We start from the raw sequence: 11,678 nt of genomic DNA on the forward strand, positions 1-11,678 counted from the left end.
GCCGGATGTCCCGGCCCGGCCTCGCGGCTCAGTGTTCGTTCGACGCCAGGCGCAGCAAGTGGTCCGCCAGGGCCTGGCCCCCCGTGGCCTCCCTGCTGATCAGCATCAGGGTGTCGTCGCCCGCGATCGTGCCCAGGATGTCGTGCAGTTCCGCCTGGTCGATCGCCGACGCCAGGAACTGCGCGGCTCCCGGCGGGGTGCGCAGGACGACCAGGTTGGCCGATGCCTCCGCGGAGATCAGGAGTTCCGACGAGAGGCGGCGCATCCGCTCCTCCTTGGCGGACTCCCCCAGCGGCGCCCGGGGCGTGCGGAAACCGCCCTCGCTCGGGACCGCGTAGATGAGGTCGCCCTCGGCGTTGCGGATCTTCACCGCGTTCAGCTCGTCCAGGTCCCGCGAGAGCGTCGCCTGGGTGACGGTGAGACCGTCGTCGGCGAGCAGCTTCGCCAGCTGGCTCTGGGAGCGGACCGGCTGCCGGTTGAGGATGTCCACGATCCGGCGGTGGCGTGCGGTGCGGGTCTGCGGCACCGCGGGCCCGGCGTGATCCGGGTGTTCCGCGTGCTCGTTGCCTTGCGCCTGGCTCATCGTCGTCTCATTCTCCGGATCGTCCGTCCCCGTCGGCCGCGGTGGCCTGGTCAAACACGCCGGGCAGGGCCCGCAGGAGCGCGTCCACCTCGTCGTCGCGCACGTTCAGCGGCGGCATCAGCCGTACGACATCGGGGGCGGGCACGTTCACCAGGAAGCCGGCGTCCTGAGCCGCCTGCTGCGCCCGTGGCGCGAGCGGCTCGGTGAGCACGATACCCAGCAGCAGGCCCGCACCCCGGACGTGGCCCACGAGCGGGTGTCCCAGTGACTCGATTCCGTCGCGCAGCTTCTCGCCCGCCCGCTTCACGTTCTCCAGGAGCCCGTCCGCCTCGATCGTGTCGAGCACGGCGAGTCCGGCGGCGCAGGCCACCGGGTTGCCGCCGAACGTGGTGCCGTGGTGGCCGGGCGTGAAGAGCTCGGCCGCCGCGCCGAACGCGACGGTCGCGCCGAGCGGCAGCCCGCCGCCCAGACCCTTCGCGAGCGTGACGACGTCGGGCTCAACGCCCTCGTGCGCGAAGTACTCGAACCAGTGGCCCGTCCGGCCGATTCCGGTCTGCACCTCGTCCAGGACGAGCAGGGTCCCGGTGGCCGCGGTGATCTCGCGGGCCGCCTTGAGATAGCCCGCCGGCGGCACGATGACGCCGTTCTCGCCCTGGATGGGCTCGATGACGACCAGGGCGGTCTCTTCGGTGACCGCGGCCCGCAGGGCCTCCGCGTCGCCGTACGGGACGTGCGTGACGTCGCCGGGCAGCGGCAGGAACGGTTCCTGCTTGCCGGGCTGGCCGGTGAGCGCGAGCGCCCCCATGGTCCGGCCGTGGAAGCCGCCCTCGGTGGCGACCATGTGCGGACGGCCCGTCAGGCGGCCGAGCTTGAAGGCGCCTTCGTTGGCCTCGGCGCCGGAGTTGCAGAAGTACACGCGGCCCGGGCGCCCGAAGAGCTGGAGCAGCCGTTCGGCCAGGGCGACCGGCGGCTCGGCGACGAAGAGGTTCGAGACGTGGCCGAGGGAGGCGATCTGGGTGCTGACCGCCTCGACGACCGCCGGGTGGGCGTGGCCGAGCGCGTTGACCGCGATGCCGCCGACGAAGTCGACGTACTCCTTGCCGTCGGCGTCCCACAGCTTGCTGCCCGCGCCGCGGACGAGGGGCAGCCTGGGCGTGCCGTAGTTGTCCATCAGCGCGTCCTGCCAGCGCCGCGTCAGCTCCTCGTTGCCGCTCATGCCGCTTCCCCCTCGGTCAGGTCGTCGGGCGCGTCGGGCACGACCATCGTGCCGATGCCCTCGTCGGTGAAGATCTCCAGCAGGATCGAGTGCTGGACCCGTCCGTCGATCACACGGGCCGTCTCGACGCCGTTGCGCACGGCGTGCAGACAGCCCTCCATCTTCGGGACCATGCCGCTGGCCAGCTCGGGAAGGAGCTTCTCCAGCTCCTTCGCGGTCAGGCGGCTGATCACCTCGTCACTGTGGGGCCAGTCCTCGTAGAGGCCCTCGACGTCCGTGAGGACCATGAGGGTTTCGGCATCAAGGGCCGCAGCGAGTGCCGCAGCCGCCGTATCAGCATTGACGTTGTAGACATGGTGGTCGTCCTGGGAGCGGGCGATCGAGCTGACGACCGGGATGCGGCCGTCGGCGAGCAGGGCCTCGATGGCGCCGGTGTCGATCTCGGTGATCTCGCCGACGCGGCCGATGTCGACCAGCTCGCCCTCGATGCGGGGCTGATGCTTGGTGGCGGTGATGGTGTGCGCGTCCTCGCCGGTGAGGCCGACGGCGAGCGGGCCGTGCTGGTTGAGCAGGCCGACGAGCTCGCGCTGGACCTGGCCCGCGAGCACCATCCGTACGACGTCCATGGCGTCCTCGGTGGTGACCCGCAGGCCCGCCTTGAACTCGCTGACGATGCCGTGCCGGTCCAGGGCCGCGCTGATCTGCGGTCCGCCGCCGTGCACGACCACGGGCTTGAGGCCCGCGTGGTGCAGGAAGACGACGTCCTGCGCGAAGGCCGCCTTCAGCTCCTCGTCGACCATGGCGTTGCCGCCGAACTTGATGACGACGGTCTTGCCGCGGTGCCGGGTCAGCCAGGGCAGCGCCTCGATGAGGATCTGCGCCTTGGGGAGCGCGGTGTGCTTGCGCGCGGTCGGGTTGGTGTTCGCCTTGTCGTCCGTGATGTCGTCCGCGGTGCCGCTCATGAGGAGTACGCGCTGTTCTCGTGGACGTAGTCGGCGGTCAGGTCGTTGGCCCAGATCACGACGGGCTCGGCGGTGCCCGCCGCGAGATCCGCGGTGATCTTGACCTCGCGGTAGCGCATGTCGACCAGGTCGCGGTCCTCGCCGACGCTGCCGTTCTTGCAGACCCAGACGCCGTTGATGGCGACGTTCAGCTGGTCGGGCTCGAAGGCGGCCTTCGTGGTGCCGATGGCGGAGAGCACGCGGCCCCAGTTGGGGTCCTCGCCGTGGATGGCGCACTTGAGGAGGTTGTTGCGGGCGATGGAGCGGCCCACCTCGACGGCGTCGTCCTCGGAGGCGGCGTTGACGACCTCGATCCTGATGTCCTTGCTGGCGCCCTCGGCGTCGCCGATGAGCTGGCGGGCGAGGTCGTCGCAGACGGTACGGACGGCCTCGGCGAACGCGGCGTACTCCGGGGCGACCTGAGAGGCGCCGGACGCCAGCAGGAGCACCGTGTCGTTCGTCGACATGCAGCCGTCGGAGTCGACCCGGTCGAAGGTGACCTTCGTGGCGTCCCGCAGGGCCTTGTCCAGGACCTCGGCCTCGACGTCGGCGTCCGTGGTGAGGACGACGAGCATGGTGGCGAGGCCGGGGGCGAGCATGCCCGCGCCCTTGGCCATGCCGCCGACCGTCCAGCCCTCGCCGGCGGCCACGGCGGTCTTGTGCACGCTGTCGGTGGTCTTGATGGCGATGGCGGCCTTCTCGCCGCCGTGCGCGGAGAGTTCGCCCGCGGCGGTCTCGACGCCCGGCAGGAGCTTGTCCATGGGGAGGGTGACGCCGATGAGCCCGGTCGACGCGACGGCGACCTCGCCCGCGTTCAGACCGAGGGTCTCGGCGACCTTCTCGGCGGTGGCGTGCGTGTCCTGGAAGCCCTGGGGGCCCGTACAGGCGTTGGCGCCGCCGGAGTTGAGGACGACGGCCGAGACGAGCCCGCCCCTGACGACCTGCTCCGACCAGAGGACCGGGGCGGCCTTGACGCGGTTGGAGGTGAAGACGCCCGCGGCGGCCAGGCGGGGCCCGGTGTTGACCACGAGGGCCAGGTCCGGGTTGCCGTTCTCCTTGATCCCGGCGGCGATGCCCGCCGCCGTGAATCCCTGTGCTGCCGTGACGCTCACGGTGCCACTCCGATCGTGGAAAGACCGAGCTCTTCGGGGAGCCCGAGTGCGATGTTCATGCTCTGGACCGCACCGCCGGCGGTGCCCTTGGTGAGGTTGTCGATGGCGCTGATCACGATGACGCGGCCCGCCGCCTCGTCGTACGCGACCTGGATCTGCACGGCGTTCGAGCCGTACACGGCGGCGGTCGCGGGCCACTGGCCCTCCGGGAGCAGCCGCACGAACGGCTCGTCCGCGTAGGCCTTCTCGTACACGGCCCGCACGGACTCGGCGGTGACCCCCTCGGCCGCCTTCGCGCTGCACGTGGCGAGGATGCCGCGGGGCATCGGGGCCAGGGTGGGCGTGAAGGAGACGGTGACCGGGGTGCCCGCGGCGGCGGACAGGTTCTGGATCATCTCGGGGGTGTGCCGGTGGACGCCGCCGACGCCGTACGGCGACATGGAGCCCATGACCTCCGAGCCGAGCAGGTTCGGCTTCGGCGCCTTGCCCGCGCCCGAGGTCCCGGACGCCGCGACGATCACCGCTTCGGCCTCGGCGAGCCCGGCGGCGTACGCGGGAAAGAGCGCGAGCGAGACGGCCGTCGGGTAGCAGCCGGGCACCGCGATGCGCTTGGTCCCTGCAAGGGCCGCGCGGGCGTCCGGCAGCTCCGGCAGGCCGTAGGGCCAGGTCCCGGCGTGGTCGCTGCCGTAGAACTTCTCCCAGTCGGCCGCGTCCTTGAGCCGGAAGTCGGCGCCCATGTCGACGACGAGGACGTCCGGGCCCAGTTGCTCGGCGACGGCGGCGGACTGGCCGTGGGGCAGCGCGAGGAAGACGACGTCGTGGCCCGCGAGGACCTCGGCGGTGGTCGGCTCCAGGACCCGGTCGGCGAGCGGCATCAGGTGCGGTTGCAGCGCGCCCAGGCGCTGGCCCGCGTTCGCGTTGCCGGTCAGGGCGCCGATCTCCACCTCGGGGTGGACGAGCAGCAGACGCAGCAGTTCACCGCCCGCGTACCCACTCGCTCCTGCCACTGCTGCGCGTACCGCCATGGAACCCTCCTCTTTGATGGCATGACTATACGCAGCACCGCAGTTTTATGCAATCAAAGGTCATGGATCAGGGGTCATCGAAGGTCATCGAGGGAAAAGGGGACGCGCGAGCGATGAGTTCTCGCGGGGGCCGGGGTCAGTACTGACACACGAAGAGCCCGCCGACGGCAGGAGAGAGTCATGCCCCGCATCACGCCCACCCTCTGGTTCGACACCCAGGGCGAGGAAGCCGCCACGTTCTACGTCTCCGTCTTCCCCAACTCGAAGATCACGAACGTCTCCCGCTACGGCGACGCAGGGCCGCGTCCGGCCGGGACCGTGATGACCGTCGAGTTCGAGCTGGACGGCCTGTCGTTCGTGGCGCTCAACGGCGGCCCCCAGTTCACCTTCGACGAGGCGATCTCCTTCACCATCGACTGCGCCGACCAGGAGGAGGTCGACCACTACTGGACCAAGCTCTCCGAGGGCGGCGAGGAGGGCCCCTGCGGCTGGCTCAAGGACCGGTTCGGCCTCTCCTGGCAGGTCGTCCCCGTCGCGATGTCCACGCTCCTGGCCGACCCCGACCAGGGGCGGGCCCAGCGCGCCATGGCCGCCATGCTCGGCATGAAGAAGATCGACGTGGCGCAGCTGTACGCGGCGGCGGACCAGCGGTGACGGCCGCAACGCCCCCGGAAACCGGTTGACTTGGAGTCGGCTCGAACTCCTAGGGTCGGGACCGTCCGCCGGACACAGGCACACGGCGGCTCCACCTGGAGGTAGGCATGACCAGCGTTCCCACCCGCCGTCTCGGGGAACTGACCGTCTCGGCCCAGGGGCTGGGCTGCATGGGGATGAGTCACGCGTACGGCCCCTCCGACGACACGCAGTCGATCGCGACGCTGCACCGCGCCCTCGACCTGGGCGTCACCCTGCTCGACACCTCCGACTTCTACGGCGCGGGGCACAACGAAGAGCTGATCGGCCGCGCGCTGGCCGGCCGCCGGGAGCAGGCCGTCGTCGCCACGAAGTTCGGCTTCGCCAACCGCCTGGGCGAGCCGACGCGGATCAGGGGTGACGCAGCCTACGTACGCCAGGCGTGCGACGCCTCGCTGCGGCGGCTCGGCACCGGCCACATCGACCTGTACTACCTGCATCGCGTCGACACGACCGTGCCCATCGAGGAGACGGTCGGCGCGATGGCCGAGCTCGTCGCGGCCGGGAAGGTACGGCACCTCGGGCTCTCCGAGGCGAGCGCGCGGACGATCCGGCGGGCGCACGCGGTGCATCCGATCGCCGCGCTGCAGAGCGAGTGGTCGCTGTGGACGCGGGACCTGGAGGCGGAGATCGCTCCGGTCTGCCGCGAGCTCGGGATCGGACTCGTGCCGTTCTCGCCGCTCGGGCGCGGCTTCCTGACCGGGCGCTACACCTCGCTCGCCGGGCTCCAGGAAGGCGACATGCGGCGTGGCCAGCCGCGGTTCGCCGACGGGAACCTGGAGCGGAACCTGCCCATCGTGACCGCCCTCGACAAGCTCGCCGAGGAGAAGGGCGTCACGGCGGGGCAGCTGGCCCTGGCCTGGGTGCAGCACCGCGGCGAGGACGTGGTGCCGATCCCGGGCACGCGCCGGGAGAAGTACCTCACGGAGAACCTGGGGGCGCTGGACGTCGAGCTCTCCGCCGAGGAGCTCGCGGCGATCGACGCGGCGGCACCGGCGGAGGCGGTCGCCGGGACCCGGTACGACGAGGGCAGCCTGGGTTTCGTCGACAAGTAGACATCCTGAGCAGGGGCGGACATCACGGGAGGGGGGTCTGAGGTTCCGGGGGTCCAGACTCCGGGGGCCCGGGGCTCCGGGGGTTCTGCCGGAGCCGCGTAACCTGCGGGCATGCCCTTTCCGGATGCAGCAGCCGAGCCCGTCGCGCCCATGGCGCGGCGGGCGGTGGGCGCGGGACGGGGCGTGCGATGAGCGAGGACTTCCACGGCGTACGTGACGTGCTGGCCTACCTGGCCGGGTCGTGGCAGGTGGAGCGGACGGCGCGGGACCTGGCGGGGAACGCGGAGGGCCACTTCTCGGGGACGACGGTGTTCACGCCGTCCGAGGACGGCGGTCTGCTGCACCACGAGTCCGGCACCTTCACCTGGCGCGGGACGCCACGGCCCGCCGAGCGCACCCTGCTCTTCCTGCCGGGCGGCGACCCGGCCACCGCGCACGTCCGCTTCGCCGACGGCCGCCCCTTCCACGACCTGGACCTGCGCACCGGCCGGCACACCGCCGACCACCCGTGCGCGCTCGACCTCTACCGCGGCGAGTTCGAGGTGTACGACGAACGGCGCTGGCGCACGCGCTGGCGGGTCGCGGGCCCCGCCAAGGACCTGATCCTCACGACGGCGTACACCCGAGGCGATCCCACTGCGCGGCACACAGCTCCACCAAGCCCTCCGCGTCCGGAAACCCCGTCCCGCTAGCGATCCGCACGGCTGGCGGGGCATGCACCGCGCTCTCCCGAACCGCCGGGTGCCCGGCGCCCCGGCCCGCGCCCCGGACGACGGCTGCCCGGTGGCCGGGGCCCACGGGTCCCGCGCGACGCAGCACACCGAACCGACCCCGGTGAAACCAGCCGCCGCGCACATCGCGCACGGCGTCCCCGGGGTCCGTGACCGCCCTCCGTGGCCCTCCCTCAGCGGGGCGTCCCCCACACCTCGTCGCACGCCCCCCGCAGTCTGCGTACCCCCTCGGCGATCTCTCCGGCCCCCGCGACCGCCGCGAAGCTCATGCGGAGGTGGGCCGCCGGGGGTTCGGCCGCGAAGTACGGGCGGCCCGGGGCCACCGCGACGCCCGCCCGCAGTGCCGCGCCCGTCAGGGCGGCCTCGTCCGCTCCGTCGGGCAGGCGCAGCCACAGGAGGTAGCCGCCCGCGGGGATGTGCGGCAGGGCCAGTTCGGGCAGGTGCAGGCGCAGGGCCGCGGCCATCGCGTCCCTGCGGTCCTTCAACTCGCCCGCCACGTTGCGCAGATGGCGCGGCCAGGCCGGGGAGCCGACCAGTTCGAGTGCCGCCTCCTGGAGGGGCCGCGGCACGAAGAAGTGGTCGACGACCTGGATCGCGCGCAGCCGCTCCAGGACCGGTCCGCGCGCGGCGAGCGCGCTCACCCGGAAGCTCGGCGACGTGGCCTTGGTGAGCGAGCAGACGTGCACGACGACCCCGTCGGGATCGTCCGCCTGGAGGGGCTTGGGCAGCGGCCCGGCGTCCTCGTGCACGAGGCGGCGCACGAAGTCGTCCTCGATGACGAAGGCCCCCGCCTCGCGCGCGATGCGCAGCACCTCGGGGCGGCGCTCCGCCGACAGCACCGCACCGGTCGGGTTCTGGAACAGCGGCTGGCAGACGAAGACCCGCGCCCCCGTGGCCTTGAACGCCGCCGCCAGCAGCTGGGGACGTACGCCGTCGACGTCCACCGGCACCGGAACGGGCCGCAGCCCCGCCGCGCGGGCGATGGCCAGCATGCCGGGGTACGTGGGCGACTCGACCAGGACGGGCGCGCCGGGCGGGGCGAGCGCCCGCAGGGCCGTGGTGAGCCCGCTCTGGCCGCCCGCGGTGATCAGCACCTCGGCGGCCGTGATCGCCCCGCCGATGCCGCGCGCGAACCACTCCCGCAGCTCGGGCAGCCCGTCGATCGGAGGCCTCCCCCACGCCCCGGGCCGCCGTCCCGCCCGCGCCAGGGCCGCCGCCATCGCGCGCTCGGGCTGGAGCGAGGGATGCAGATAGCCGCCGTTGAACTCGATGACGCCGGGCGAGGGCGCCGCCAGCGTGACCAGGACCCCGGAGGCGTCCACCGCGCGCGGCACCGGCTCGGTGGCCGCGTCGGCGCTCAGCGACACCTCCTGCCACGAGGTGTCCCCCGCCGGCGCGGCGGCGGCCTGCTGCTCGGCGCGGAAGACACCGGCGCCGGGGCGGGTGACGACCAGGCCCTCGGCTGCCAGCTGCCCCAGGGCCCGCGACACGGTCACCGGGCTCACCCGGAACCGGTCGACCAGCGTCCGACTCGACGGCAGCTTTCCACCTGGTGAGTAGCGGTCCAGCTCGTCCCGCAACCGTTTTGCCAACTCAGCGACGCTGCTACCCTCATGCATGACAGCACAGGATAGCGCTACTCGCCCGAACCGGATAGCGGTCACCCCGCCCGCAGGTGTCCACGAAGCCGCGGTCACCGGCCGTCCGGACGGCCCGGGGTCCCCGCGCCCGCACGGCTCCCGCCGCACCGGCACCGTCATGGCCGCGCTCGGCGTCACCGCCTTCTCGCTCACCTTCCCCGCCACCGCCTGGGGCCTGGAAGGCATCGGCCCCTGGTCGTTCGTGGCCCTGCGCTGCGTCCTGAGCGCGGTCATCGCGGGCGGGGCGCTGCTCGCCCTGCGCGTCGCGCCGCCCGCCCGCCGCCACTGGACCGGGCTCGCGGTCGTGGCCGCCGGAGTCGTCATCGGCTTCCCGCTGCTCACCACGCTCGCCCTCCAGACCTCCACGACCGCCCACGCGGCCGTGGTCGTGGGCCTGCTCCCGCTGACGACCGCCGTCTTCTCGGCGCTGCGCACCGGCGCCCGGCCCTCGCGGACGTTCTGGGCCGCGGCCCTCACGGGCGCGGCGGCGGTGATCGCGTTCACCGTGCAGCAGAGCGGCGGCGCCCTGTCGACCGCCGACCTCTACCTCTTCGCCTCGCTCCTGATCTGCGCGGCCGGATACACCGAGGGCGGCCGGCTGGCCCGCGAGATGCCGGGGTGGCAGGTCATCGGCTGGGCGCTGGTCCTGTGCCTGCCGCTCGCCGTGGCGGGGGCGGCCGTCGCCCTCCGGCACGAGCCCTTCCAACTCACGGGGCACAGCACCGCCGGGCTCCTCTACGCCGCCATCGGCTCGCAGTTCCTCGGCCTGGTCGTGTGGTACCGCGGCATGGCCGCGATCGGCGTGCCGAAGGCCAGTCAGCTCCAGCTCGCGCAGCCGCTGCTGACGCTGGTGTGGTCGGTGTTCCTGCTCGGCGAGCACCTCACGCCGGCCGCGCCGCTGACCGCCGCGGCCGTCCTCGTGTGCATCGCGGTCACCCAGCGGGCGCGCGGCTAGCCGCCGACGGCAGGGCCGGAACTCCGGCCACCGGTCGTAGACTGACGGCCACGGAAGGCAACCGCACGGTGGGACGAGGAGGTCGCTCCAGATGCGTGCAACCGTAGGCGACGAGCTGGTGCTGCACGGCAGGATCGTCGGGCAGCACGACCGGATCGCGGAGGTCGTGGAGGTGCTCGGCGCGGACGGCGGGCCTCCGTTCCGCGTCCGCTTCGAGGACGGCCACGAGACGCTGCTCTCACCGGGCCCCGACACCGTCGTACGGCATCAGGACCCGGCCTCGTAGCTCCGGGCGCGGACCGGGTCAGCGGGGCGGTTTGGCCGGCTTCTGGTAATGGTCGGCGACCACGCGCGCCATCGCGCCGATCTTGTCCACGCCCACTTCCTTCGCCGAGAAGTACACGTGCCCGCGCGCCTCGGGGAACTTCTTGGCGTACGTGAGATGGCGGGATAGCTCGGCGGGGTCCTGCCAGGCCGCGGGCTGCGCGGGGTCGCCCGCCTTGTAGAGGGCCTCCCCCACGTACAGCCGCACGCCCGTGTCCTTGACGACGTCGGCCCACCAGGGCAGCAGCTTGCCGTAGTCCGCGACGGTGAACCCGATGTTCCAGTAGAGCTGGGGACAGATGTAGTCCAGCCAGCCCTTCTTGACCCAGCCGCGGGTGTCGGCGTGCAGGTTGTCGTAGGTCTGCACGCCCGCCCGGGTGTCCGAACCGAGCGGGTCGGTGGAGGCGTTGCGCCAGACCCCGAAGGGGCTGATCCCGAACTGCGCGCGCCCCCGCACCTTCTTCACCCGCGCCGCCATCTCGCGCACCAGGCGGTCGATGTTGTCGCGCCGCCAGGCGGCCCGGTCCGGGAAGCCGCCGCCGTACCGCGCGAAGGCGTCGTCGTCGTCGAAGACCTGCCCGGCGACCGGGTACGGGTAGAAGTAGTCGTCCCAGTGCACCGCGTCGATGGCGTAGTGGCGCAGGGCGTCGAGCATCGCGTCCTGCACGAAACGCCGCACTTCGGGCAGACCGGGGTTGTAGTAGAGCTTCCCGCCGTACGGCACGACCCAGTCGGGGTGCAGCCGCGCGGGGTGGGTCGGGACCAGACGCGAGGGGTCCGTGTGGTTGGCGATGCGGAAGGGGTTGAACCAGGCGTGCAGCTCCAGGCCTCTGCGGTGCGCCTCGGTCACGGCGGTGCCCAGCGGGTCCCAGCCGGGGTGCTTGCCCTGGGTGCCGGTGAGGCACTCCGCCCAGGGTTCGTACGGCGAGGGCCACAACGCGTCGGCGGTGGGCCGCACTTGGAAGATCACGGCGTTCAGGCGGCGCCGGACGGCCGTGTCCAGATGGCCGATCAGCTCGGCGCGCTGCTGGTCCGCCGTGAGTCCGGGCTTGGAGGGCCAGTCGCGGTTGGCGACGGTCGCCAGCCACATGCCCCGCAGTTCACGGCGCGCAGGCCCCTTCCCGGGCACCGCCGCCGCGTCGCCCGCGGCTGTGAGCCCCGCCACCATCGCGGCTGCCGCAATCGTGAACCCTCGGCGTGACATACGCCTCATCCGCTTGCCCCCTGGCCTGTGTATTCGCCGGAACCGCAGTCTGCAGGGACAGCATGCCCGACCCGGCACGCCATGCACCTGAGGTTCCGGAGTAACGTTCACCGCTGGGGCAGACACCACACCCGTACGG

The 11,678-nt window shown here is 72.6% G+C and carries 12 protein-coding genes; 5 read left to right on the forward strand and 7 right to left on the reverse strand.

Features of this window, described 5'->3' with window-relative positions; translation table 11 throughout:
* Window positions 1-28: 28 nt before the first annotated feature.
* Genes QBL25_RS09725 through argC form a run of 5 tightly spaced genes read right to left on the reverse strand, consistent with a single transcriptional unit; the run spans window position 29 to window position 4,937 of the window.
* Window positions 29-583 carry an arginine repressor gene (locus QBL25_RS09725; RefSeq protein WP_363210941.1) on the reverse strand — a complete coding sequence of 185 codons (555 nt, stop codon included), beginning with the start codon at window positions 581-583 and terminating at the stop codon, window positions 29-31.
* A gap of 7 nt (window positions 584-590) precedes the next feature.
* Window positions 591-1,799, reverse strand: a complete 1,209-nt coding sequence (locus QBL25_RS09730; protein ID WP_409056612.1) for an acetylornithine transaminase — start codon at window positions 1,797-1,799, stop codon at window positions 591-593.
* Window positions 1,796-2,761, reverse strand: a complete 966-nt coding sequence (gene argB, locus QBL25_RS09735; protein WP_409056613.1) for an acetylglutamate kinase — start codon at window positions 2,759-2,761, stop codon at window positions 1,796-1,798. The genes QBL25_RS09730 and argB overlap by 4 nt, the downstream gene beginning before the upstream one ends.
* The gene (argJ, locus tag QBL25_RS09740; protein ID WP_409056614.1) at window positions 2,758-3,912 is read right to left on the reverse strand and encodes a bifunctional glutamate N-acetyltransferase/amino-acid acetyltransferase ArgJ; all 1,155 of its coding nucleotides are present in this window, start codon (window positions 3,910-3,912) and stop codon (window positions 2,758-2,760) included. The genes argB and argJ overlap by 4 nt, the downstream gene beginning before the upstream one ends.
* On the reverse strand, window positions 3,909-4,937 hold the full coding sequence (gene argC, locus QBL25_RS09745; RefSeq protein WP_409056615.1) for an N-acetyl-gamma-glutamyl-phosphate reductase: 1,029 nt from the start codon (window positions 4,935-4,937) through the stop codon (window positions 3,909-3,911). The genes argJ and argC overlap by 4 nt, the downstream gene beginning before the upstream one ends.
* 180 nt (window positions 4,938-5,117) lie before the next feature.
* Between argC and QBL25_RS09750 the strand changes: the two genes are divergently transcribed.
* From QBL25_RS09750 to QBL25_RS09760, 3 genes are all read left to right on the forward strand, one after another.
* The gene (locus QBL25_RS09750) at window positions 5,118-5,591 is read left to right on the forward strand and encodes a VOC family protein (RefSeq protein WP_409056616.1); all 474 of its coding nucleotides are present in this window, start codon (window positions 5,118-5,120) and stop codon (window positions 5,589-5,591) included.
* Window positions 5,592-5,698: 107 nt separating this feature from the next.
* Window positions 5,699-6,685 carry an aldo/keto reductase gene (locus QBL25_RS09755; protein ID WP_409056617.1) on the forward strand — a complete coding sequence of 329 codons (987 nt, stop codon included), beginning with the start codon at window positions 5,699-5,701 and terminating at the stop codon, window positions 6,683-6,685.
* Between the two features lie 188 nt (window positions 6,686-6,873).
* Window positions 6,874-7,377 carry a DUF6314 family protein gene (locus QBL25_RS09760; protein ID WP_409056618.1) on the forward strand — a complete coding sequence of 168 codons (504 nt, stop codon included), beginning with the start codon at window positions 6,874-6,876 and terminating at the stop codon, window positions 7,375-7,377.
* Window positions 7,378-7,589: 212 nt separating this feature from the next.
* Here the strand turns inward: QBL25_RS09760 and QBL25_RS09765 are convergent, their stop codons facing one another.
* Window positions 7,590-9,035, reverse strand: a complete 1,446-nt coding sequence (locus QBL25_RS09765; protein ID WP_409056619.1) for a PLP-dependent aminotransferase family protein — start codon at window positions 9,033-9,035, stop codon at window positions 7,590-7,592.
* Between QBL25_RS09765 and QBL25_RS09770 the strand changes: the two genes are divergently transcribed.
* Both QBL25_RS09770 and QBL25_RS09775 read left to right on the forward strand, forming a co-directional pair.
* Window positions 9,034-10,011, forward strand: coding sequence for a DMT family transporter (locus tag QBL25_RS09770; protein WP_409056620.1), 978 nt, complete (start codon window positions 9,034-9,036; stop codon window positions 10,009-10,011). The two genes, QBL25_RS09765 and QBL25_RS09770, sit on opposite strands and share 2 nt — an antisense overlap.
* 91 nt (window positions 10,012-10,102) lie before the next feature.
* Window positions 10,103-10,297, forward strand: coding sequence for a DUF1918 domain-containing protein (locus QBL25_RS09775; protein ID WP_409056621.1), 195 nt, complete (start codon window positions 10,103-10,105; stop codon window positions 10,295-10,297).
* 18 nt (window positions 10,298-10,315) lie between these two features.
* Here QBL25_RS09775 and QBL25_RS09780 read toward each other — a convergent pair whose 3' ends face one another.
* A complete protein-coding gene (locus QBL25_RS09780) occupies window positions 10,316-11,548 on the reverse strand; it encodes a glycoside hydrolase family 10 protein (RefSeq protein WP_409056622.1) in 1,233 nt (410 codons plus the stop codon).
* Between the last annotated feature and the right edge of the window lie 130 nt (window positions 11,549-11,678).

Source organism: Streptomyces sp. SYP-A7185, from assembly GCF_046103685.1.
Taxonomy (GTDB): Bacteria; Actinomycetota; Actinomycetes; order Streptomycetales; family Streptomycetaceae; genus Streptomyces.